Annotated in this window: 17 protein-coding genes; 9 read left to right on the forward strand and 8 right to left on the reverse strand. The window is 45.5% G+C overall.

Annotated elements, in window-relative coordinates; genetic code table 11:
- Positions 1-6: 6 nt before the first annotated feature.
- From DBX26_RS21775 to malT, 3 genes are all read right to left on the reverse strand, one after another.
- Positions 7-432: a hypothetical protein gene (locus DBX26_RS21775; protein WP_118120873.1), complete on the reverse strand. Its 426-nt coding sequence runs from the start codon at positions 430-432 to the stop codon at positions 7-9.
- Between the two features lie 144 nt (positions 433-576).
- Positions 577-1,494 carry a DUF368 domain-containing protein gene (locus DBX26_RS21780; RefSeq protein ID WP_014234989.1) on the reverse strand — a complete coding sequence of 306 codons (918 nt, stop codon included), beginning with the start codon at positions 1,492-1,494 and terminating at the stop codon, positions 577-579.
- A 557-nt stretch (positions 1,495-2,051) separates the two neighbouring features.
- Positions 2,052-4,760 (reverse strand): HTH-type transcriptional regulator MalT, encoded by a 2,709-nt coding sequence (gene malT, locus DBX26_RS21785; RefSeq protein WP_014234988.1) that lies wholly within the window; start codon positions 4,758-4,760, stop codon positions 2,052-2,054.
- Positions 4,761-5,329: 569 nt separating this feature from the next.
- Between malT and DBX26_RS21790 the strand changes: the two genes are divergently transcribed.
- The 6 genes from DBX26_RS21790 to DBX26_RS21815 all read left to right on the forward strand — a co-directional run bounded on the left by DBX26_RS21790 (position 5,330) and on the right by DBX26_RS21815 (position 16,181).
- Positions 5,330-7,783, forward strand: coding sequence for a glycogen/starch/alpha-glucan phosphorylase (locus DBX26_RS21790; RefSeq protein ID WP_065300531.1), 2,454 nt, complete (start codon positions 5,330-5,332; stop codon positions 7,781-7,783).
- Positions 7,784-7,899: 116 nt separating this feature from the next.
- Complete coding sequence (gene malQ / locus DBX26_RS21795; RefSeq protein WP_118120874.1) at positions 7,900-10,080, forward strand: 4-alpha-glucanotransferase; 2,181 nt, start codon at positions 7,900-7,902, stop codon at positions 10,078-10,080.
- Between the two features lie 281 nt (positions 10,081-10,361).
- Complete coding sequence (gene glgB, locus DBX26_RS21800) at positions 10,362-12,566, forward strand: 1,4-alpha-glucan branching protein GlgB (RefSeq protein ID WP_065303987.1); 2,205 nt, start codon at positions 10,362-10,364, stop codon at positions 12,564-12,566.
- A 146-nt stretch (positions 12,567-12,712) separates the two neighbouring features.
- Entirely contained in the window at positions 12,713-13,390 is a 678-nt protein-coding gene (mtgA, locus tag DBX26_RS21805; RefSeq protein ID WP_014234984.1) for a monofunctional biosynthetic peptidoglycan transglycosylase, read from the forward strand.
- Between the two features lie 161 nt (positions 13,391-13,551).
- On the forward strand, positions 13,552-15,615 hold the full coding sequence (locus tag DBX26_RS21810) for an alpha-amylase (RefSeq protein WP_118120875.1): 2,064 nt from the start codon (positions 13,552-13,554) through the stop codon (positions 15,613-15,615).
- A 188-nt stretch (positions 15,616-15,803) separates the two neighbouring features.
- Positions 15,804-16,181, forward strand: coding sequence for a YkvA family protein (locus DBX26_RS21815; RefSeq protein WP_065298080.1), 378 nt, complete (start codon positions 15,804-15,806; stop codon positions 16,179-16,181).
- A gap of 95 nt (positions 16,182-16,276) precedes the next feature.
- On the opposite strand, the gene DBX26_RS21820 is transcribed toward DBX26_RS21815, so the two are convergent.
- The 3 genes from DBX26_RS21820 to nfsA all read right to left on the reverse strand — a co-directional run bounded on the left by DBX26_RS21820 (position 16,277) and on the right by nfsA (position 20,265).
- Positions 16,277-17,581: a dicarboxylate/amino acid:cation symporter gene (locus tag DBX26_RS21820; RefSeq protein ID WP_014234981.1), complete on the reverse strand. Its 1,305-nt coding sequence runs from the start codon at positions 17,579-17,581 to the stop codon at positions 16,277-16,279.
- A gap of 420 nt (positions 17,582-18,001) precedes the next feature.
- A complete protein-coding gene (locus DBX26_RS21825; RefSeq protein ID WP_118120876.1) occupies positions 18,002-19,270 on the reverse strand; it encodes a DUF1835 domain-containing protein in 1,269 nt (422 codons plus the stop codon).
- Positions 19,271-19,542: 272 nt separating this feature from the next.
- Positions 19,543-20,265, reverse strand: coding sequence for an oxygen-insensitive NADPH nitroreductase (nfsA, locus tag DBX26_RS21830; protein ID WP_014234979.1), 723 nt, complete (start codon positions 20,263-20,265; stop codon positions 19,543-19,545).
- 227 nt (positions 20,266-20,492) lie between these two features.
- Between nfsA and DBX26_RS21835 the strand changes: the two genes are divergently transcribed.
- Together DBX26_RS21835 and DBX26_RS21840 are read left to right on the forward strand one after the other, a co-directional pair.
- The gene (locus DBX26_RS21835) at positions 20,493-21,134 is read left to right on the forward strand and encodes a MarC family protein (RefSeq protein ID WP_014234978.1); all 642 of its coding nucleotides are present in this window, start codon (positions 20,493-20,495) and stop codon (positions 21,132-21,134) included.
- Positions 21,135-21,296: 162 nt separating this feature from the next.
- Positions 21,297-22,169, forward strand: coding sequence for a patatin family protein (locus DBX26_RS21840; RefSeq protein ID WP_118120877.1), 873 nt, complete (start codon positions 21,297-21,299; stop codon positions 22,167-22,169).
- Positions 22,170-22,245: 76 nt separating this feature from the next.
- Here DBX26_RS21840 and DBX26_RS21845 read toward each other — a convergent pair whose 3' ends face one another.
- Complete coding sequence (locus tag DBX26_RS21845) at positions 22,246-23,226, reverse strand: rhodanese-related sulfurtransferase (RefSeq protein ID WP_118120878.1); 981 nt, start codon at positions 23,224-23,226, stop codon at positions 22,246-22,248.
- Between the two features lie 362 nt (positions 23,227-23,588).
- On the opposite strand from DBX26_RS21845, the gene DBX26_RS21850 reads away from it, so the two are divergent.
- Positions 23,589-24,077, forward strand: coding sequence for a GNAT family N-acetyltransferase (locus tag DBX26_RS21850; RefSeq protein WP_065300522.1), 489 nt, complete (start codon positions 23,589-23,591; stop codon positions 24,075-24,077).
- A gap of 82 nt (positions 24,078-24,159) precedes the next feature.
- Here the strand turns inward: DBX26_RS21850 and DBX26_RS21855 are convergent, their stop codons facing one another.
- Positions 24,160-25,455: an alpha/beta fold hydrolase gene (locus DBX26_RS21855; RefSeq protein ID WP_118120879.1), complete on the reverse strand. Its 1,296-nt coding sequence runs from the start codon at positions 25,453-25,455 to the stop codon at positions 24,160-24,162.
- Between the last annotated feature and the right edge of the window lie 16 nt (positions 25,456-25,471).

The following is a 25,471-nucleotide window of genomic DNA, read 5'->3' on the forward strand; positions in this document are numbered from 1 at the left end:
GATTCCTTACCTTTGCATTTTGATGGCGGGATAAATGGTGTCTTGTCCGTCGGAGAGCTCTCCCACCCAAGTCATTGACTCTTGAGTACAGACCGGCAAGACCACTTCACCCATGTATTTTCCTGGAGATACTTTGTTTAATAAAAACTTAGGCTCACCCATTTCCATTTCACGTCCTGACAAGCTCAATACGAGTTGTTCCGCTTCGCTGTCAGACCATTCCACAGTCAGCAGAGCAGGGACTAAGGGCTGAGTGTTATCGACATTAAGTGTCATGGTTACGTCTTGTTGGACGCAGGCCGCCGTAGATAGAAAACAATATTCATCAAGCGGTTTGAGCTCAGAGGAGGTCGACAAACTTTTTAGTAGCGTCGGGGCGTAAAACCCCGCGACCAGTGCCACAGCGACACCAGTGATCTTCAACAGTTTCATTAAGGTTCAGCAGTTATGGCTTAATAAGAACTGCATCGTAGCACACCTGGGCGATGCTCAACGAGACAAGTTCCGAGAAAATGTATTTACCTTAGTAGATTAGAAAAAAACGGAGCCATCGGCTCCGTAATGAAATTAAGACATTTATTTACTTGAATCTGCGAACTTTTCCAAGCTAAGTACTAGCGCTATCGCGGCCAGCATCATGACAATGGCGATAACCAGTTGTGATGGCTGAGAAGTTATGTGTTCATACTCAAACGGCGTCAAGTTGTGCTGAAGTAACGGAACTTGTTCACCTTTTGAGTTTGTGCGCCAGGTTAATGTTTCTTTCCATGGCCAGATTTTAGGCAGTGTGCCAATCATCAACCCGGTTAGGAACATCAATGTTGCGTCTCTAAAGTGGCGCAATAACCAAGAAAGCAAATGTGAGAACGTCAGTAAGCCGATAACACAACCTGCTAAAAACAGCGCCAAAATGTCTACTTGGAAGCCTTTTACTGCCGCTAATACGGGAGTGTACATGCCGATGAGCAGCAAAATGAAGCTGCCTGAAATGCCCGGCAGAATCATGGCGCAAATAGCGATAGAGCCAGCTATCAGCGTATTCACCATTGTCGGTTCCATATGCAGTGGCTTAAGCACCGTAATGCTGTAAGCGAATGCAACGCCAACTAATAAGGTAATGAAGCGAATAGCGTCGCGTTTTTCTACCTGACGCACGATGTGGTAAACCGAAACCAAAATCAGCCCAAAAAAGAATGACCAGATTGGAATAGGGTGCGTGTTCAAAAGCCAGGTGATCAGTTTCGCGAGGGTTGCAATGCTAACGAAAATACCTGAAAACAGCGCGATAAGGAAAAAACCATTGATATGGTTAAACGCCGCTTTCGTTCCCTCTCTTTTCCAGATGGATAAAAGCCTTGGGTTGATGCGTCGAATGCTCTCTAGCAAGGTATCGTAAATGCCTGTAATAAAAGCGATAGTGCCGCCAGAGACGCCGGGAACCACATCGGCTGCACCCATTGCCATTCCTTTAAAGAAAGTAATTAGATAGTTCATTTTCATACTGTTGATTTCTGATGATGGGGCAGAGTATACAAACATTACTGGTAAAAAAGTATGAAATAGTATTGTTATTACGAGATAAATTCCGTTCTAACCGGTTGATTATTGTTCTAAGTTTAGATGTTTTGTCTAAGTATTAAGGTATCACTCAATAATTGTGTTTGGAGTGTATTATTTGCAAATTGCATTTGCTAAATGCAACGACGTTTTTCGTTTTGCTACAGATAATGTTTTAGAACGCTTTCATATGAGATATTGAGCCAAAAATAAAGCTTTCAATTATGGCATGGTTTATGCATAATACGCCGCGACCCTTCTTAAGCCGAGGGTCACCTAGCCAACTGACGTTGTTAGTGAATACAGATTGTTCACATTAAATATCAGCCAATCGCGATTATTGCGATTGGCTATTTTTTTGTCTGAATAAAAGGCTATTTCTGCTCAACCGCAGCTCAGGCTACTAAGTGCAATTCTGATAGCACAAGCTAAATAAAAAGGGCTGACGCTTTCACGCCAACCCTCGCTTTAAGTTACTGAGTGGTTTATCTCTTCTAGTAACCCATCAATTGCAGTAGGTTTTCTGCCGTGATAATCGCTTCCTTACGGTTCGCAATGTTCAGCTTCTGATACAGGTTACGGATGTGGGTTTTAATGGTTGTTCCGGCGACATCAAGCTCCTGAGCAATTTGTTCATTACTGAAGCCTGAGTAAATCAATCCAAGCACCTGCCACTCTCGTTGAGTGAGCGGGCTAGTGCGCACTAACTCTGGTACGTTCGGGTGGTTTACCAAGTTCTCAATAAAGTCTTCATCGAAGTGAATTGAACGGCTGCGCTGATTTGATGAAATGTCTTTCATCAATTGCTGTGCGCGGTGACGTTCTAAATCGCCCAACTCATGGCGCAGGCTAAGCTTCTCTAACAAACCGCCAATGGTTGCGCCATCAATCAAGAAGTTTCCAACCATACCTGTCTGGTTGGTCATTACTAATGCTTCTTTAAGTAAGGCTTTTGCTTGTTCTTCATCTTTCTGACGCGCGGCTAATACCGCTTCAACAACTAAGTTGCGGTTCGTGTCAGTGACTAAGTTACTGCGATGCGCTTCGCTTTGTAGAAAATTCAACGCTTGGCGAGCTTCGTCATATTGACCAAGATTAATGTGCGCACGAACGATATTACGCCACTGCAATTGACAGAAGTGGTTACATGCAGATTCTGGACGAACTGCACTGTTGAGCCACTCTTGTATTGCATCCATATTGCCGCGAGCTTGCCAAAATAAGATGAGGGACAATGATGCGTTCGCCGTCCAGTCGACGTGGTAAGTCGATTGTTTCATCAAGTGTTGAATATGCTCTATAAACTTACCTGCTTTGTCTAGCTCTCCACGTCCAACAGCGATACGTGCAAGCATAGAATAGCTATGTAAGTGCTTGCTTGGCGAATGGCTTTCTAAGATCTGTAAACCCTTATAAGCACACTCTTCGGCTTCATCCAGACGATTCCAGCACCAAAGCACTTGCGCACGAATACGCAGTAAAAACTCATGCAAAGGCACGTGCTGAAGCTGATGCTCTTCAATCAGACGGAAACCCGAATCTTGCAATTCAAAGGCAGCCTGAACATAGCCTTGGGCAATCAATATTTCACTTTGTTGTAGAATCGCCCATAACGCCTGATGATAAACCTGATACTGGCGAGCCAGTTTTTCCGTTTGCTGCATCATCGGTAATGCGCGATCGAGCTTACCCAGTACGTGATTGACTTCACCAACGACTGAGGTCGCCACGATTCGGCTGCGATAGATGGTGTGATCAAGCTCACTGAGTGCAAGTTCTGCTAACTCAAGTGCTTTTTCTGGCTGGTTACTGTTAATCGCAACCTGTGCTAGTAGCGCATTGGCCTGACCTTGATAGTGGACATCCAGCTCAATATCGCGCTTTTGGTGCTCGGCTTCTGCTTCTTCAAGCAACTGACCAACCTGATTGTAACGGTGCTGACTTTGAGCCAGCCATGCGCGTAACATCGTTAGTTTTGGATGACTAAACAGCAGTTCTGAGTCAAGCTGATGAATGGCATTTTCCAAGGTGCTCAACTCGCCTTGGTTAAACATTTTCCAGCCAAATTCGTTAAGAATTTCAACCACTAAATCTTTATCGTCAGATTTCTGAGCGTGGTGAATTGCTTGGTGAGGCGATTTTTGTTGTAACCAAGCTAATGCAGCATTGCGATGTAGATCTTTTTCTTGCTGAGGAATGCGAGCCTGGCGTTCATGAGACAAAAACTCGCCAAACAGGTTGTGGAATCGGAACCAGTTATGTTCACCCTCGAGAGGGTAAATAAACAACCCGTAGCGATTCAGGGATTCAATCATACCGAGTGCATCTTCACGCTGAGTTAACGCGAATACCAACTCGTCGTTGAAATGATCCAGAACCGAAACCTGCATCAGGAATTGGCGGGTTTCATGATCGAGTAGATCAAATACTTCCTCTACCAAGTAATCCCAAAGATGTGCGTGGTTGAACTGAGAAACAGACTCTACCGTCTGCGCCAAGGTACGGTTTTGATGCTGTGCCTGAAGAGCGATAAGTTGCAATGCAGAGGGCCAGCCCTCGACATAAGTTCTGAGGCTATTGGCCATGTCTTCATCAATACCGTCAGCGATGCGCTGGTTAAAGAAGCGGGTCGTTTCTTCTGTGTCGAAGGCTAACATGTCGTTGCCGATTTCGATCATCAAGTCACGCACACGCAGGTTTGCAGTACCTAATGGCGGTGTCGCACGGCTTGTGACGACGACGGTTAAGTTGTCTGGCATGTGCTTTAAAAAGAAGCGCATCGATTCATGAATTTCATCATTGGTGATTAAGTGGTAGTCATCGAGTACCACGTAACATTCCTGATGAAAGTCAGCCATTTCGGCAAACAGCTCGCTATACAAAGAGCGTAAAGAGGATATTTGGCGTTTTTCTGCCAGTTTCTGTGCATTAGAACAACTGAAGTTTGTTGCTTTGTTTAATGCCTGCAACAGGTAATTGACAAAACGGAAGCCGTCATTATCGCTGTCATCAATACTGTACCAACCAACATTAGGCTTATCCGACAGCCACTGCGCTGCCATTGTTGTTTTACCGTAACCGGCAGGTGAGCGAAACAAAACCAATTTGTAATAAGGCGCTTGTTGCAGTAAGTCCAGCACTCTTGGACGCACAATGGCGTTATGTAACCGGCCTGGGCGAGTGAGCTTAGATGGAATCCACATTATTCGTTATGTCCTTAATTTATGTAAGCTAGCGAAATCTGAAAACGGTTTTCGTCACCAAATTTTAATCTGTTTAAAAAGTAAACAAAAATATAAATCGAGTGGGATGTTACGACATCGCTATTACACCTTACTTTGATCCACTTCCTAATTCTCACGAGATGAGCTAAATGGCACCAACTACGCCCTTTATTTGTGAGTTTAATCACTTTTTTAGGCTGGTTTGTTATTCCTTGTAGGAATTATTGCACGATGAATATGTAATTTTTGTGTTTGTGAACAAGGGGAGTGTGATCGCTAAGACAAAATTTACATCATGCTTCGACAGTGTCTTAAAAACTTCATGAGTAAATTTTAGCCTTTTCTCATATTCGCCTGTGATCGAAATCACTAAGAAGCGGAGCGTAAAAAGCTTTGTTGCGATTCAGATCACTAACTGATCGGTTGTACCCCCCTCTACGCCCTCATTCCTCCTCCTTCAAAGGAGGAGAAACAGGAGGATGTTTATTCACACCGGTAAATGCACGATATATGGCAGATGAATTACTAAAAGACGTGAGAATTTCTTAATGAAACCTACACAACAGAAAAAATTTGATAAAAAGTCGTTCCAAGACAGCGTAAAGAAACACCTATCAGTGACTTACGCACATACTGTTGAAAACGCAGATAGCCGCGCATGGTACCTAGCAATGGGTCGTGCTCTAGCGGAGATCACTACTTTTGATTTGCTTGCTACTGAAGAAGATCCTCGAATCAAAGGTGCTAAGAGCGTTAACTACCTTTCTCTAGAATTCCTAATTGGCCGTTTAACGGGCAATAACTTAATCAGCATGGGTCTGTACGAGCAAGTAACAGAAGCAATGGCTGAATTGGGTCATAGCGTAACGGACCTTCTTGAAGAAGAACGCGATCCTTCATTGGGTAACGGCGGTCTTGGCCGTCTGGCAGCTTGTTTCATGGATTCATGTGCCGCGCAAGAATACCCAACAGTGGGTTACGGCCTACACTACGAATACGGTCTATTTAAGCAATCCTTCAAAGATGGCCGTCAACAAGAAGCGCCAGATGCATGGTGTGGCGTAGAAGGTTACCCTTGGGAAGTGGCTCGTCCAGAGCTTGCTCAAGAAATCGGCTTCTACGGTCATGTTGAAGTGGTCAACGAGAACGGTAAAGAAGTTCGTAAATGGGTTCCAGGCATGACAGTAAAAGCGATGCCTTGGGATCTACCAATCGTAGGCTACGAATCAGAAACAGTTTACCCACTGCGTCTTTGGGAATGTCAGGCAATTGCTCCATTCTCACTGGCTAGCTTTAACAATGGTAACTACTTTGAAGCTCAGCATGCGCTGATCGACGCTGGCAACATCACTAAAGTGCTTTACCCGAATGACAACCACGAGAAAGGTAAAACACTTCGTCTAATGCAACAGTACTTCCACTCTGCAGCGTCAGTACGCGATATTCTTCGCCGCCACGAAGCAGCAGGCTACTCATTAGAAGAACTGCCTAAGCAAGAGACTATCCAGCTTAACGATACGCACCCAACTATCGCTATTCCTGAGCTAATGCGCATCCTTGTTGATGAGAAAGGTCTGTCTTGGGAAGCGGCGTGGGAAATCTGTTCGCACACATTCGCGTACACAAACCACACATTACTTCCAGAAGCACTAGAGACATGGCCAGAGTCGCTAATTCAGCACTTGCTTCCACGTCACATGGAAATCATTTACGAAATCAACCACCGCTTCCTGCAAGAAGTTCGTGCTAAGTGGCCTGGTGATGTTGCGAAACAGCAAAAACTTTCAATCATCGAAGACGGTTTCCACCGCATGGTACGTATGGCTAACCTGAGTGTAATCGGCTCATACGCGGTTAATGGTGTAGCTGCACTTCACTCTGAATTGGTTAAAAAAGACCTGTTCCCTGAGTTCCATGAGCTGTACCCGACTCGTCTACACAATGTGACGAACGGTATTACTCCGCGTCGTTGGTTGAAGTTCTGTAACCCAGGCCTGTCTCAGTTAATTACTGACAAGATCGGTGGCGAATGGCCAGCGAAACTGGAGTTGTTGGAAGGCATCGCGAAATACGCCACTGACGAGAAATTCCAAAAAGAATTCATGGCAGTGAAGAAAGAGAACAAAGAACGCCTGGCTCACTGGGTGAAAGAAAACATGGGTATCGAGCTGGATACCAATGCGATCTTCGATGTTCAAATCAAGCGTCTACACGAGTACAAGCGTCAGCACCTAGATTTGCTACACGTGTTGTCTCTGTACCATCGCATCCTTAACGAGCCTGGGTTTGATTGTGTACCACGTGTTGTATTCTTCGCAGCGAAAGCAGCACCGGGTTACCACCTAGCGAAAGAAATCATCTTCGCAATCAACAAAATTGCAGAGAAGATCAATAGCGACCCTCGCATTGGTAACAAGCTTAAAGTGGTATTCATTCCTGACTACCGCGTGAGCATGGCAGAAATCATCATTCCTGCGGCGGACGTATCACAACAAATCTCGCTAGCAGGTAAAGAAGCGTCAGGTACTGGTAACATGAAGATGGCGCTAAACGGTGCTCTGACTATCGGTACAATGGATGGTGCGAACGTTGAGATTCGTGAAGAAGTGGGTGACGAGAACATCTACATCTTCGGTCTGGATGTTGAAGGTGTGAAAGCGCTGAAAGCTCAAGGCTACAACCCGTTTGATTACTACAATGCGGACCATCTACTAAAAGCGTCAATGGATCTTCTTGTCGGTGAAGAATTCACACCAGGTCAGCCGGGTCTATTGCGTGCAACGTACGACAGCCTGCTTGATGGTGGTGACCCATACCTATGTCTTGCAGACTTCGCGTCTTACGTGAAAGCGCATGAAGATATGGGCGAGCAATACAAAGACCAGGCTGGTTGGGCTAAGAAAGCCATCCTTAATACCGCCCTCGTTGGCAAGTTCACGTCAGACCGCTCAATTCGAGACTATGTGAACAACATCTGGAAACTAGAACCGGTTCACCGTTAATAAGACAAGTAAAAACCAAGGTAGCCCTGCGCTACCTTTGGTTATTTTCAAATATAAGTTATTGATAACAATAAAACCCTACATGGAAGGTGTTTGCATTACCTTCGGAGAAAGCGATGAAAGAACTAACAGCATTAAAGAAAGTCGCGGAAATGGCGAGATTGGCTGACAGTTACGTCAGTGCATGGGGAGATGAGGCTAAAGTGTCTGATGAGACTCTGCGCCGTTTGCTCGCTTCACTTGGCTACGATACTAGCAGCGATGAAAAACTATTGGCTTCTGCTGAGAAGAAGCATAAGAAAGACGTACTAGCCCCTGTTCTTGTTTTACGCGACGGCGAGCCTGTCGAAGTGGAACTAAACCTAGGTACGAGTGCTCGTGAGAGTGAATTCAGCTGGCGTTTAGAAACAGAGCAAGGAGAGGTACTTGAAGGCTATCTTCAGTCTCAAATTGTTCGTGATGAACGTGCTGAGGGTGGCCCTCTAGTGTTTGCATTGCCAAAGAACTTGGCATGGGGTTATCACAAACTGATCATCAGTCGTAAGCGTCGTAAAACGCCTTATGAAATGTCGCTGATCATCACTCCAAAAGCTTGTTACAAACAAGATGCGCTTAACGAACACAAAAAGCTTTGGGGCCCGAGTATTCAGCTTTACACATTGCGTACTCAGCATAACTGGGGTATCGGTGATTTCGGAGACCTTAAGCAACTGGTTAGTGACATTGCTTCGCGTGGCGGGGACTTCATTGGCCTGAACCCAATTCACTCGTTGTTCCCGGCAAACCCAGAAGGTGCGAGCCCATACAGCCCGTCTTCTCGCCGCTGGTTGAACATCATGTATATTGATGTGGTATCCGTACCGGAATTTGCTCTGAGTGCAGAAGCTCAGCAACAAGTTGGCAGTGCTGAATTCCAGCAGCGCCTGCAAAAAGCTCGTGATTCTCATTGGGTTAATTACACAGAAGTTTCTGCGCTTAAGATGAGCGTGTTACCGCTTCTGTTCAGCGAGTTCAAAGCACGTCATCTGGACAAGAATACTGACCGTGCACGTGCATTCTTAGAATTCGTAGAGAAAGGCGGCGACAGCTTATTACATCAAGCGGCATTTGATGCAATCCATGCTGATCTACACGCTGAAGACTCAAATATGTGGGGTTGGCCAGCGTTCCCTGAAAAATACCGTACATTCGAGTCGGCAGGAACGCAGAAATACATTAAAGATCAAAAAGGCCGCGTTCACCTGTACATGTACTTGCAGTGGATCGCTGATGATCAAATCAAAGAAGCTCAAGCACTTGCAGAAGAAAAAGGCATGTCTGTAGGTCTGTACCGTGACCTTGCAGTAGGCGTAGCGGATTCTGGCAGTGAAACTTGGGCTGACGAAGGTAACCTTGTTCTGGACGCAAGTATTGGTGCGCCACCAGATGTACTGGGCCCACTAGGTCAAAACTGGGGGCTGCCTCCACTAAACCCACAAGTGCTTGAAGCAACGGGTTACGACGCTTACATCCAACTGCTGCGTGCCAACATGAAGCATTGTGGTTCGCTACGTATTGACCATGTACTTGGTCTGCTGCGTCTGTGGTGGATTCCAAAAGGCGAAAAGGCAACAGAAGGGGCTTACCTGTACTACCCAGTAGAAGACATGCTGGCAATCTTAGCGCTTGAGTCACATCGTCATCAATGTTCAGTTATTGGTGAAGACTTAGGTACGGTGCCAGACGAAATCGTAGATATTCTTCGCGATGCTGGTGTGCACTCATACAAAGTGTTTTTCTTTGAAACCTCAAAAGACGACGGCGGCTTCATTTCTCCTAAGCATTATGCTGAGCAATCTATGGCGGCACTGTGTACGCACGATATGCCAACGTTACGCGGTTTCTGGCACTGTGATGACTTGAAAATGGGTCGTGAGATTGGTCTGTACCCAGACGAAGAGCAACTAGAAGGTCTGTTTGCTGATCGTCTTAAGTGCAAGCAAGGCATTCTGGATAGCGTTCGCTGGCATGGTTATCTGCCTGAAGGCATTGGCCATGATGCGCAGTTCGTACCTATGGATTCGTACTTAAGCGAAGCGCTTCAACTGCATGTTGCAGCAGGTGATTCTGCACTGCTTAGTGTTCAGCTGGAAGACTGGCTAGAGATGGATCAACCGGTCAATATTCCTGGTACTGTTGATGAGTATCCAAACTGGCGTCGTAAGCTGTCGATGAACCTTGATGAAATTTTCAGTCGTGAAGATGTGAATCGAATTGCAAAACGTTTAACGGAAGTTCGCGCTCAAGCAAGCAAGTAAGGACGAATAGAATGAGTGAGAAAGCGAGCTGATTATAAATTTGTTTGCTCTTAGGTAAGAAATTTCCATCTACGTCACTCATTCTATAAAAACAATCCGTTAGGATGGAGTACTGTTATTATGCCCGCAATAATAGCGGGCATTTTCGTTTTTTGATGCTGCTTGCAAACATTGACGTTCGAAGCAGTGCTTTTTAGTAAGTTTACAATGTTGGCTGTGCAAGCCAATATTTTCTTAAACTCGGTGTGTTTAAGGTGGATATTGGTTTTAGGGAGAAAGGTTTGAAAAACACGAAAACAAATAAAATAAAGAGAACAAAGAAAAAGTATGAACGTGCCTATGAACTGCTAGCTCAGGCTTCTTACTCGGATCCCTTTGCGACGCTGGGGCCATTTATTGATGATGGTGAAGGTTCCCTAAGAGTCTGGATGCCAGGTGCTGATAAAGTTGAATTATTGGTTGAAGGGGAGCCAAGAGTTGCCCTTGAACGAGAAGGTGAAAGCGGATTTATTCTCAAAGAAAAACGCGATTTACACCTTACACATTACCGCTTAGCTGTAGATTGGAATGGCGTTGAACAAATCATTGACGACCCGTACCAATACCACAATATTTACCAAGAGTACGAACACCTGCACACACCGAAAGACATGTATCACTACATGGGTTCGCACTTTGTCACTCTAGAACGTGGAGGTAAACATATCTCTGGCGTTCGTTTCCTAGTTTATGCACCACATGCGTCAGCCGTGAGTTTGATCGGCGGATTTAACCAGTGGGATGGCCGTCGTCAGCCAATGCAACGCCTCGATTACGGTATTTGGGGCTTGTTCGTTCCTGGCTTAGAAGAAGGCGTACAATACAAATACGAACTGAAAGGTCCACATGGAGAAGGGTTGCCTCATAAGCAAGACCCATGGGGCTTTTATTCAGAACAGTACCCGTCATTCGCATCCATCACTTACGACCACAACCGTTACCAATGGCAGGATACGCAATGGCAAAGTCGTCCAGTAACGGAAAAGCGCAGTGAAGCGTTGTCTTTCTATGAGCTACACGCTGGCTCCTGGAAACGCAATGAGCAGGGTGAGTTTCTTAACTACCGTGAACTGGCTGAACACTTAGTGCCATATTTGGTCGACATGGAGTACACCCACGTTGAACTGATGCCAGTTTCTGAACATCCATTCTACGGTTCTTGGGGTTACCAGCCAGTGGGGCTGTTTGCTCCAACCAGTCGTTATGGATCGCCAGATGACTTCAAATACTTTGTTGATGCTTGTCACCAAGCGGGTATTGGCGTGGTTCTCGATTGGGTACCAGCGCACTTCCCATCCGATGACCATGGTCTGGCAAACTTCGATGGCACACCTCTGTTCCACGATCCAGACCCACGTCGCGGCTGGCACCAAGACTGGAACTCGTATATCTATGATGTCGGCCGCGAGCACGTCCGTCGCTTCCTAGTCGCGAATGCCTTGTACTGGTTCGAACAATTCCATATCGATGGTATTCGAGTCGATGCTGTTGCGTCCATGATCTACCTTGACTACTCACGCAGTCATGATCAGTGGATTCCGAATGTCGATGGTGGCAACGAAAACTATGAAGCGATTGCGACACTAAAATGGATGAACGAGGAGGTGTACAAACACTTCCCGAATGCTATGACGATTGCTGAAGAGTCGACGGCATTCCCAGGTGTGTCTGCGCCAACATTCATGGGCGGATTGGGCTTCGGATTCAAGTGGAATATGGGTTGGATGCACGACAGTCTTTCTTACATGAAAGAAGATCCTGTTCATCGCAAATACCACCACAATACCATCACGTTCCCGCTTATTTACGCACACAGTGAGAACTATGTATTGTCACTGTCGCACGATGAAGTGGTGTATGGCAAAGCCTCTATCCACAACAAAATGCCTGGTGATGAATGGCAACAAACCGCTAACTTGCGTGCTTACTACGGCCATATGTACGGCCAGCCAGGTAAAAAGCTTAACTTTATGGGCGCAGAATTAGGTCAGACAGCGGAATGGAACCATGATGATCAACTGCAGTGGTTCTTATTGGAGTTTGAACGTCACAAAGGGGTTCAAGATCTGACTCGTGACTTAAACCATCTATACCGAACTGAACCAGCTATGCACGATCAGGATTGTATTCCTGCTGGTTTCGAATGGCGTCTTCAAGATGAAGCCGATGCGAGTATTCTGGCTCATGAGCGTATTAGTGAGGACGGTGAGCGTATTTTGGTTATCACCAACTTTACGCCAGTACCACATGAGAAGTTCCGCTTAGGCGTTCCGAATGAAGGCCGATACGATCTTCTGCTTAACACCGATGACAGCAAATACGGTGGCAGTGGCTTCAAGGTTCACAAGAGTGTTGAAACTGAAGCGATCGAAAGCGAGTCGCTCCCACAATCTCTTGGATTGCGCATCCCACCTTTATCAACGGTGTTCTACAAGCTTGCTAAATAAGCGCCACTGAAAACATCAAGCCCGCTTTACAATGTAAATCGGGCTTTTTTTGACCAAACTTTAACCTCAGAAACTTGTTGTTCTTTGCAGAATACGGCAATCTTGCTCGCTTGCTTTTAAAGCGGAGAGTTGTCGGGATACTGAGAATGATCAAAAGGCTAAAGTCATTTCTAATTAAAGTCGTGTTGGTACTGTTGCTTGCCCCTATTGTTATGGTCGGGGCGGTAAAGTTTATCGATCCTCCAATTTGGGGCTGGAAACTCAGTCGCCTTGTCTCACCTCCAACAAACTATCCTGATCACAGTCAGCATGAATGGGTGCCTTTGTCGCAAATCTCCAAAAACATGCAGCTTGCTGTGATTGCAACAGAAGACCAAAAATTCCCGACGCATTATGGCGTCGATTTTGAGTCTCTGTTTAATGTGATAGCGAATGCGGACGAAAATGGCCCATCCCGCGGAGCAAGCACGATTACCCAACAAACCGCCAAGAATGTGTTTTTGTTTCCTGCCCATTCTTATGTACGTAAGGCCTATGAGCTTTACTTTGCACTGCTGATGGAAGCGATGTGGAGCAAAGAGCGCATTCTGGAAGTCTACCTGAATGTGGTTGAGTTTGGCCCGGGTATCTATGGTACAGAAGCGGCTGCTCAGAACTACTTTGGCGTAAGCTCAGATAGATTGTCGAAGTGGCAAGCGGCGCAATTAGCCGTGGTGTTGCCTAATCCTTATCGTATAAAAGTTTACCCACAAAGCGACTATACACAGCGCCGCACCAGATGGGCGATGAATCAAATGCGAAATCTAGGCAGCGTTCATTTGTAGAAATTTCAAACTACGCCCTGATAAAGCAAAAATGTGAGTTAATCCAAGCTTTAGGGCGTAGTCTATTAGAATGATGTGCTCAAATTTTCATCCATTTACTATTAGTGTGAATAAAACTAATAAATTTGCGTAGGTTACATACGCAATCAATGGATAGAACGATGAAACTGAATCTGATCACGACGACATTATTACTCGCCTCGGCAAGTGCTATTGCTGAACCCAATATCACCATATCTACCACAACGAACAGCCGCGATTTTCCACTCAGTGCCGAGCAACCTTTAGTCGTGCCGCTTACCAAAGACGGCTACACACTAAAAATAACCGGTATTGATGGAAGTTGTACCGCGCCCGACGGACAAAACGTAAAGTTCAATACACCCATTTCACTGAACTGTGGAGAGCCGACAGAACTTGCGCTGAAAATACGTTTTACCGGGGACTACTCGTTTGCCTATGATGAGCAGGCAAAAACGCTTCTGTTTAAGCGAGAACCAAAGAAAGCGGCGAAGACTGAGTTCAAACGCCCGATCCCAAAAGTCCAGTGTGAAGTTTATCAAGGTGGCGAAGTGTCCATTGCATTGGGGGATAGTTTCCCCGATGGAACCAAATTGCGGGATGCTTACTCAGGGCAGGTAGTCGAAGTGAAAAATCAACAAGTCTCTTTGGTGCCAGACCAAGCGTCAGGTGGAATCGTACTTCTTGAGCCGATGAAGAAAACCAAGCAAGCAATACCGTTTGACTACCGAAATGCCAATATCTACTTTGTGATGGTTGATAGATTCAACAACGCAGACAGCAGCAATGACGCTAGCTATGGGCGTAAAAAGGACGGGAAAGAAGAAATCGGTACCTTCCATGGTGGCGACCTCAAAGGAGTGATTGATAAGCTGGACTACATCAAAAGCTTGGGGACAGATGCCATTTGGTTATCGCCGATTGTTGAGCAGGTGCACGGTTTTGTTGGCGGTGGCGACAGTGGCTCGTTCCCATTTTATGCTTATCACGGTTACTGGACGCGTGACTTTACTAAGATCGACGAAAACTTCGGCAGTGAAGCTGACTTAAAGACGCTGGTGGAAGAAGCGCACAAACGCGGGCTAAAAGTGCTGATGGATGCCGTCATCAACCACACCGGTTACTCCACACTTGCCGATTTACAGTTTGATGGTATCGAAGTGCTCAAACCGGGCGCTGATTTGCCAGAAAAATGGGCGAACTGGCAACCAAAGAGTGGTGAAAATTGGCACAGCTACCACCATTATATTGATTACCAAAGTCCGAACTGGGCTAACTGGTGGGGTGGTGATTGGGTAAGAGCAGGTTTACCGGGCTATCCTGAGCCGGGCAGCAGCGATATCACTATGTCGCTCGCTGGGTTGCCGGACTTTGTCACCGAATCTGATAAAGCGGTAACACCACCTAAGTGGCTGCTAGACAATCCGGGTACGCGTGTTAAGGCGCGAGACAATTTCACCGTGTCGGATTATTTAATTGAATGGCAAACGGATTGGGTGAAGCGCTTTGGCATTGATGGATATCGCGTCGACACCGTAAAACACGTCGAAGGTGACGTGTGGAAACGTTTGAAGCAAGAAGCCTCTCAAAGCTTAGAGCAGTGGCGTAAAGAAAACGGTAAATCCGGTCAACCGTTTTGGATGATGGGCGAAGTCTGGGGACATACGGCGTATCGCAGCCCTTACTTTGACGATGGTTTCGATGCGCTGATCAACTTTGATATGCAGAAGAAACTTGATAAAGGCGCAGCCTGTTTTAGCCAAATGGCTGAAACCTACCAAAGCTATGCCGATACCATCGCCAACGAGAAAGACTTTAACCCGGTCAGCTATATGTCCTCTCACGACACCGAGCTATTCTTCTCACGCTTTAAAGACTACGCCATGCAGCGTAACGCAGCGAATGCGCTGTTGTTAAGCCCTGGCGCTGTACAGGTCTATTATGGCGATGAAGTGGGGCGTAACATTGGCCCATATGCAGACGACTTCCACCAAGGCACTCGCTCTGACATGGTATGGGAGCTGACTGACGATAAACAATCGTTGTTGAAACACTGGCAGACACTAGGGCAGTTCCGAAAAGCACACCCTGCGATTGGAGCAGGTAAGCATCACGTAATCGCTCAGGAAGGAGCGTACGTCTTCTCTCGTACTCTTGCGGGTGACAAGGTAGTGGTTGCTTTTGTCGGCCGAGAGAAACCGTAAGTCACTAGTTCAAAAAGCTCATTCTGGGTTTTAATCCAGATTTCAAAAGTCATAGCCCTCAGACTTAGGTTTGGGGGCTTTGTTTTTATTCATCGTATTTTTAAGTTCAGCAAAGAAGCACCCATTAATGTTACGTTCAGATTTGATCATTACTATTATTGCAATCGTCACAACTACCGGAGGCAACGATGACTACAGCCATGTCTTTAAAGTCGGCGCCTAATGACGCCGTTGAAGAAACACTAAAAGCGCCAGATGAGAAAACGTTTTGGCGAAAGATGAAAAACTCGGTGAGAAAAGCGGGTGAAGAACTTGCTGTGATGGGGATTAAATCCTGGCTCGCGATGACAGACGCCAATACCTCCGTGCGCCATAAAGCGATTCTTGGTGGGGCATTAGCGTATTTCGTTCTCCCAACGGATATGGTGCCTGATGTGCTGGCTGGCGTTGGATTCACTGATGATATGGCAGCGCTTACATTGGCTGCGAACACGGTGGGCAACGCTATTACGCCAGAGCATGAAGAACAAGCCAGAGCGAAACTGAATTCAATGGCTAATGACTAAAAGCCTTTAAGATTTCTTAATCAATCTTTCTCAATAAACAAAGCCCCGATGTTTCCATCGGGGCTTTGTTTTAGACAGGATAACCGTAAAACGGTTTAAGCGTCGGCGCGTTTGAGATGCACTTCTTCTTCGGCTGCGCCGGCCATTGGATCGTTGAAGCGAGCTTCATCCAATGCACCTTCTGATTTAGCAACAATAACCGTTACTGCGCTATCACCAGTAATGTTTACTGCGGTACGAATCATATCCAGTAGACGGTCAACACCCATAATCAGAGCAATACCTTCCAGAGGCAAGCCTACTTGGTTTAGTACCATCGCTAGCATGACAAGGCCAACACCAGGAACACCAGCAGTACCGATAGATGCCAGAGTCGCCGTCATGATAACCATCAGGTAGTCACCCATGGTTAAATCAATGTTGAATGCCTGTGCGATAAACGCGGTAGCGACACCTTGCATGATCGCCGTTCCGTCCATGTTCACGGTTGCACCAAGTGGTACAGTGAACGAAGACACACGGTTTTCTACGCCCATACGGTGTTTTGCTGTTTCCATAGTAACCGGAATGGTTGCGTTTGATGATGCAGTAGAGAACGCAAACATCACAGCATCTTCCATTTTACGCAGGAAGGTAATTGGGCTAAGCCCAGTAAACCCTTTCAACATTAGGCTGTACGTTACCAGACCGTGTAGCAGCAGTGTGCCAGCTAGAACGATAAAGTACTCGGCAAGGTTTAGGATTGCACCCAAGCCCAAACCAGTAAACAGCTTCGCCATCAGGAAGAACACACCAAATGGTGCCAGGTTCATCAAAATAGCAACCAGCTTCATGATCACTTCATTCAAGTCTGAGAAGAATGCAGCGATACGCTCGCCTGGTTTACCAGCAGCACTGATCGCGATACCAAATAAAACGGCAAACACGATAACTTGAAGTGTTTTACCTTCAGCCATTGCACTGATTGGGTTAGTCGGGAACATATCAATGATCACCTGACCCAAAGACGGTGCTTCTGCTGACTTGAATGAGCTTACCGCAGTAAGATCAGCGCCTGCGCCTGGCTGGAACACGGTGCCCATAGTCAGAGCAAGTGTGATAGCGACAGCCGTTGTTGCAATGTATAAAGCTAGGGTTTTACCACCCATGCGACCTAAAGTAGATAGGTCTTTAAGAGAGCTAGTACCACAAACGAGTGATACAAATACCAAAGGTACTACTAGCATCTTCAAGCTGGCGACAAAGATCTGTCCACCAACTTCAAATAGTCCATTAACAATGTATGCGTCGACAAATCCGTTGTCAGCAAAAAGTGTGCGAATTGCAAATCCTGTCAAGATACCCGCCACCATACCGAAAATAACACGGCTGGTAAGCGACATCGGTTTCTTGGTATTCATGAGAACACTCCTTATAGTTATGCACTCTGAGTTCACTTCAAAGTGGCGTGCAGGTTAGCAGCGGAGTGAAAAAACACGAAAGAAAAAACCTAATCTTGGTCGGTAGATGTGACCACGGTCACCATAAAAAATATTATTTTAACAGTTATTTAACTTTAAGGCTGGTTGTAATGGCTGTTTTTTAACACTTTTATCGAGTATAAAACTAATGTTCACCTATTGTTACACTTTGGTGTTCTATGTTTTGGTTGCATATTGAACTCGTGATTATTCACCCCTGATTAATGTGGGACTAAATATGCAACTGAAACTTGTTTATATAATGCGCATTAGTAGTCGATAATTAGAGCAATACATTTATCTCACTATTCGCATCGCTCTGTTATCTTTAGCTACTAAGTTGGTAAATTCAGCGCCATATCAACATTGTACATGGGACAGGCTAGATAGCTGTAGATGATCCCACTCCCAACGGCTTTTGTTGTTGTTTGGAATTCCACCAACCCAATATTGTTGCTCAAATTTAACATTACTGTTTAAGCACTGTATTCCATGCTCGGTTATAAACACTTGTTGCTCCCACCAGTTTTTTTCTAACGAGTCTACTGTTATCAGTGGTTTCTCATTGGTCGCTAAAGGAAGGACCAGTGCGTAGAACATCACATCACCCAGATAGGGCAAGGGTTCGCTCTGCTGATAAAGCTGAAACCACTTACTCACTGAAATCTCGTTGCTTTGTTCCTTTAGTGCATCGAGTGCGAGACGCTGAGTGAAGCTCAACCCTGATATTGAATGGGGGAGCTCGCGCAAATGCCGCATAAGAACCGCACTCATATTTGGCAAGCAATCCAACTCATGTTGATCTAATAGAGAGACAATAGAATCTGGCGTTTCTTCTGTGAGAGCTTGCCAACACCGACTGGCCTGGCTCATTAATCTTGCGTTTATCGGCTTGCGATCATGCCAGCATGAACGAATCGCCTCTGCGGGTAGTTGTCCAAAACCGATAAAACGTTCTGTACCGGGGAATTGGTTCAATTCAATGATCTCAATGACTTTAGCTTTTACGTTCTCAAGATAAGTCAGGCAACGGATCAACATGAGTTGATCATAGCTATCATGCTCCACCCAAAATACGATGCGCTCAAACTTATCGTCTAGCAGAGTCTTTACGTTACGCTGCTCTTGCTGAGCGATGTTTTGAACAGATTCTTTATGCCCCATAACGGGCAGCAGCGTATCAACAACGAACTGAGCGCGTATGGCTAAAAATGATTGCTCAGCTTTAGGAATAGGGCCCATGCATAGTGGATCAATCATTGGGAGAAACTGGCCTTCAAAGCCGCTCTCTTTAAGTTTTTCCTGAATATCATGTCCACAACGAACATGGAGCGTACTCAGGCCACTGTCTAACGCTTTTTCTCGTTTAGCGATAGCGTTCTTATGCGATTCTAAACGTTCCACGTGAGCTTTTAGTTTGTTCCAACTCGGTAAGCCGAGCTCTCTTGCTAAAGCATGTTGAACATCAGCAAGCTGAATAGACTCGAAAGATAGAGTGTCGGGTTGGGAGTGAAACTGTTTAACGAGACCCAGCGTATTGAAGTCACGTTGACGAATTGCCTTTAAACGCTTTTTAGCAATGATTTTTTGCTGATTGAGATTAATTGAGAAGCTGTTGTGAGGTTGCATTTTTCACCTTTCTTATTCTCTTCCACACTCGCCTGAACAGAAGCTTTAAGAAGGTAAAAACAGAGTGTACCTGCTGGAAATGCAGGGAAGCCAAATTGCCGTGAACCGAGTTCTTTCCGCGAGTGTTGGGTGCTTTAGGCGTGAGCTCGTTTATCATAGGCGACGGCTGAATGACTGGCAACCGAAAATCAGGGTTCAGAGAAGGAATAGTTAATAAAAACAAAGCCCCACCTCGATTGGCAGGGCTATCCAAGGCAATCGTTCAATACAATCTAGCGCTTTGCTAATCCTTTGCCATGTAAATAAGGCAGAATATGCGGACGAGACTCTCCGGCTAATTTTGTTGTCACTTCCTCAGACCAGGTGCTTTGCTTTTGATTACTTGAACGAGTGGCGTAGTAATCGTGCATGGTTTGGTCGTAAGCTTTTATGTCTTCAATATTTAAAGCTTGGTACTGATTTTCGTGTACGATCACTTTTGCTGGTAAGCGAGGTTTAACTTCTGGGTCTTGCTCTGGATGGCCAAGACACATACCAAACAAAATGGCGGTATTGGCAGGTAAGCCGAGCAACTCATCAACACCTTGGGCATTATTTCTCAAGCCACCAATGTATACGCCACCCAATCCCATCGATTCTGCTGCCAACAGACAGTTTTGCGCCATGATGCCAGAATCAACGGCACCAATCAGTGTTAACTCGGTGAAGTCTGCTTGTACTTGAGGGTTAATAGCCGAGTGACGCTGATAATCAATGCAAAACACTAAAAACTCCGCCGCACTCGCAACGTAAGCTTGGTTACCTGCGTATTGCGCCAGTTGTGCGCGTTTTTCTGGATCCGTGACTCGGATGATGGAAACGACTTGCAGCATACTGGAAGAAGATGCGGCTAGGCCAGCTTGAATAATCGTGTCCAGTTGAGCTTTATCTATTGGTTGCGGGCTGAATTTTCTTATCGAGCGGTGGCTCATTATAGTTTCAATCGTACTGTTCATGATGATTTAACATCCTTTGTTATTGTTTTCATATTTCGTGGAACTCACCTTATCGGCATTTGATGGCTGGGTAAACTTTCTCCAAAGAAAAAAGCTCAAAAGAAAAGCTCAAACGAAAAAAGTGAGCCTTAAACCATAAGTTTTACTAGAGAAAGCCAGTTATCAGGCAGGCTTTAAGATATGGGTATATACTGTCTTAAAATCAATGAATTACATGCGGTAAAAAGATGAAAGAACTGATCGTTCACACAGTAACGGTATTTATGGGTTTCTTCGCCATCATGAACCCTATCGCGAATATTCCCATATTCTTGAGCTTAACTGCGGATGAAGATAAAGAGACGGTTCGCTCCATAGCACTGCGTTCGGTGTTTATTGCTTTTATCATCGTTGCGGTGTTTTCAATTGCGGGAAAACTGATTTTCGATTTATTTGGGATTACGCTTTATGCGCTGCGTATTACTGGCGGAATTCTGGTCTTTTTGATTGGTTACAACATGCTACAAGGTGATACTACCCATCAAAAAACCAAGGAAAAGGCTTACTCACCTGCCCAGCAACAAGCGGCGTTAAGTATCGCGGTTTCCCCTCTCGCGATGCCAATATTGGCTGGTCCTGGCACTATCGCAACGGCGATGAACTTTGCGACCGCTGGTGGGTTTGATCAAACAATCATTACCATCGTTTCTTTTGCTGTGCTCTGTATTATCACGTACATCTTGTTTTTATTTGGCGATAGATTAGTGAAAGCCGTTGGTCCTAGTGCGCTCAATGTTGTGACCAAAATGATGGGGCTGATATTGGCGGTCATCGGCACTCAAATGCTCATTGATGGTGCTGCTGAAGCGTATAAGAACGTTTTCTCTTAATCCTACTAGGATTATGTAAGGTGTAGGCATGGTTACAGGTTGTACTTTGTAGCGAAATCTGACTTGAGTATAGGAATCACCTATCTAAATAATAAGAATAACCAATTGTTTCTATTGCCTTACTTTCAATACTATTTTTAAACACAGTATTGGGGAGGAAATATGGTAAAAAAAGCAATTGTGGTTGAAGGTGGTGCGATGCGAGGCGTCTTCGCTAGTGGCGTGCTAGATGCATTCATGGAGCAAAATTACAAGCCGTTTGATTTTGCAATTGGTGTGTCAGCAGGTGCATCGAATTTGATTGGTTACTTAACTGATTACCCACATCGCAGCATTAATATCATCACCAAGCTTGCAACCTGTAAACGTTTCTTCGATCCAACCCGCTTTATAAAGGGCGGTGACCTTATTGACGTTAAATGGTTATTTGAAGAATCTAACCGCTTATATCCAGTCGATGAAAAGAAGTTGTTTGATGGTATTCCATTTTTTGCGACCACAACTAATGTGGATACAGGTAAGGCAGACTATTATCGAGTCAATCGCGATAACTTCCATCACGCGCTAGAAGCGACGACTGCTTTGCCTATCGCATACAAACATACTCCTTGCTTTTCTGGTGGCTGTTACACCGACGGAGGCGTGGCGGATTCAATTCCGGTTCGCGAAGCTTACCGAAGAGGCGCGAGAGACATTACTGTGGTGTTATCCCACCCGCTGAATTACTCGAAGAAGCCAGCCAAAACAACCTGGCTCACTAAGAAGCTGTTTGCCGAGCATCCTAAAATGGTCGAAGCAATGTTGCACCGAACAGAGAACTATAACGAATCGTTGGCGTTTATTCGTAACCCGCCGGAAGACGCGCGTATCCGCGTTATTGCTCCGCCTGATAATTTTCATGTACAGCGTTTATCAATGCGTCAGTCTGTGTTGCTTGAAGGTTATGAGATGGGGCTTGCAGAGGGCAGAGCGCACCTGAAAAATCTTGCTGGTGCTCATGACTTAGATCGAGAGAATTGTCACTTCTGTATTTAGCGCAGCGACGCTTAACCTTTCGTCACTCGTAAATATGTAAATCGGCGAACCATGGTATATGGTTCGCCAATAAGCGTTAGGCTTGTTTACGCTGTGCTTCTTTTTGAGCAATCTTAGCCGCACGTCGCTCTTCACGTTGCTTCGCGCTTTCACCGCCAACGTGCTGTTCACCACGTTGATCCGCTAAAGAAATCTGCTTTTCACGTTCGCGGAATCGAGCAATCTGCTCTTCTGAATGCGTACCGTGACATTTAGGGCAGCTTACGCCTTGCTCGTAAAGGTCTGATTGTTTGTCTTCTTCTGTGATTGGCAGACGACAAGCGTTACATAAGTCGTAGTCCGCTTTCTCTAGCTGGTGGTTTACAGCAACACGACCATCGAATACGTAGCAATCACCTTCCCACATGCTCTCTTCTTGTGGCACTTCTTCCAGATATTTTAGGATGCCGCCTTCAAGGTGATAAACTTCGTCAAAGCCTTGCTCTTTCATGTACGCTGTTGATTTCTCACAACGGATACCACCAGTACAGAACATTGCCACTTTCTTATGCTTGGCCGGATCCATATTTTCTTTCACGTAGTCTGGAAATTCACGGAAAGTTTCAGTATTTGGGTTTACCGCACCTTTAAAAGTACCGATTTCGATTTCGTAATCATTACGCGTATCAACAACAAACACATCTGGATCCGCAATAAGATCGTTCCAGTCTTTTGGTTTCACATAAGTGCCAACCACATGACGAGGATCGATACCTTCAACACCTAAAGTTACGATCTCTTTCTTGAGTTTTACTTTAGTGCGGTTAAAAGGCTGTGTTTCAGCAAGCGACTCTTTATAAACAGTGCCCGCAAGACGTGGCTCTGCATTTAGCCATTCAAGCAGGGTATCAATACCCGCGCGGTCCGCAGCAACGGTACCGTTGATACCTTCACTTGCCAGCAGAAGGGTGCCACGAATCTGGTTCTTTTCCATCAGTGCAAGCAATGGTTCGCGTAGCTCTTGATAGTTACCTAGTTCCACAAACTTGTACAGCGCACAGACAACATACTGACTCATGAGATTTCCTTTAAAAAAACAGGCTTTAATAAAACAAGTGGTCGACGACCATTAAATTATAACGGCCCGGAGTATACCTGACTAAAACGGTCAGGTATACAGGTAAACCCGTCGGACAGGAAACATGCATGTTGATTGGTTAGTGACAAAATGAGGATGCAGAATGGATAGCTGCTTCCCCGCAAACCTTGTAGGTCTTCAAATTATCAACAAAAATCTAAGTTAATTGACGAGGTTAACCTCGACAGGTTTGTGTGAAATTTGTACGTTTAATTGGTGAGCCCTCGTTACTCGTAAATGCACTCAGCTCAGTACAGCAAGATAAAAAACAAAAATCAATTCAACGGAATGGTTAGTAAGACATGCAGCAGTTTCATATCAGGCGACTCAGAGAAGAGGATATACCGCTTCTCAAACTTCTTTTAGTTGAGCTCGATACTTCTCACTATCAAGCTGAGCCCGACTTTTATCGCTCACCACAAGAAATGGCTGAGATTAGGGATAGCCGTAATATCTTTGAAAAATACTTCGATGGCAGTATCACTGCATTTGTAGCTTGTTCAAATCGAAACATTGTGGGGTTTATTTCGGGAACCACGCGTGAAGTTAACTCCATCATTTCACCCGAGAAATACGTTGGCTTTATCAATGAACTTGTTGTTGCGGAAAGCCATCGAAACTTGGGAATAGGCTTGTCGTTGATGGATAGAATTGAAAGTGCGCTTTGCAGCTTGGGCGTAGAGGAAATCGGATTGTCCGTTGGTTCTTTTAACCACGAAGGCGAAGATTTTTATCACAAGATGGGCTATCGAGTGATCACTAAGTCCATGATAAAAAGGATCAAAGATTAATCGACTGGCGTGATACTCGGTATTGGATAGCAAAACGCCTTTTCATGGTGAAAAGGCGTCGGTATGCAGAACGGGTGTCTTATTAAACCAAAGTTGCCGCAGTCTGGTTACCCATCGCAATTAAGGTATCCAGAATGCGTTCGCCGTCAGCACGCAGACCATTGTGTTCATATTCGTTGGTGATCCACGCTTTTGAGTTCGGCATAGAAGCTAATGTTTCTCGGCTGATGTCCATTTCCACAAACATATCGTCGGCGTAAACCGCACAGCTCACCGGAACTTTGTTCAACGCCAGTTGGTTTTGGTCATAAAGGGGTGACCAGTCCTCTTTGCTTGCCAGCATTTCAGCAGCTTCTTTCAGTGGCTTTAGGTTGGTGTATTGGTCAAACATCCATGGGAAAACCATTTCCCCGGTAAAGTAGAAAGGTTGGCCTTTTTCATAGTTAAACGCCGGGTTTGACTGACGTACTCGGTGTGCACTCCAATTTGAAGCAAAGCCCTGGCAGTATATAGACTCGTGCAAAATGGCGTAAATAGGGTTGGTTTGGAAGTTTTGCTGAGCCAGCATGTCACTTAAAAACTCGTAACGAAGCTGCGTTTTTCCGTTTACTTCTATGAGTGCGCTTTCCAGCCAGTAATACGTTGGCAAGAAGGTATCGCTGACCCCAAAATTAATCCCAATCTGTTGGAATTGCTCAACGGTAAAGCGTTGCCCGTTTGGCAGAAACTCTTCATTTTCTAACAGGTGATCGGCAATGGTTTGGCAAAGTTGCTGCGCTTTAGGAAATTGCTGGAAGAACGCCTGATTCTTATCCATTGTACGTTTAAACGTTGCTTTATACACATCGTCGGGATGACGTGAAACAGACGGCACGCCACCAGTAATGTAGCTTCGGGTCAGGCTTTCAGGGAACAACGACAAATACGTCAGAGAGCAAAAACCACCGAAGCTTTGACCTAGTATCGCCCACTTTTCTACACCAAATTGTTGACGTATAAATTCAGCATCGCGAACAATATTGTCTGCTCGGAAATGGCTCAGGTATTCTGCCTGCTGGAGTGGCGTCAGGTGCGCCAGCGTTTGGTGGTTGATCACCGAACTGTTTCCGGTGCCTCGCTGGTCGAGCAGTAATACTCGGTACTCTTGAAGTGCTCGTTTTATCCAGCCGTTATGGCCATTTTGACGTGGAGAAGGGAAGCCAGGACCACCTTGAAAGTACACAAGCCATGGTTTGGTTGAGTCTTCGTCTCCCACTAAACATACCGAACGGGCGAATACTTCAATAGTGCCTTTGCTCTCTTCCTGGTAATTCAAAGGGACATTAAATGTGTGGGGAGTGTAGTGCAATCCTGCGTCGATAAATGATAGAGCATTCATTGTTTTATTTATATCC

Source organism: Vibrio sp. dhg, from assembly GCF_003443775.1.
Lineage (GTDB): Bacteria > Pseudomonadota > Gammaproteobacteria > Enterobacterales > Vibrionaceae > Vibrio > Vibrio natriegens.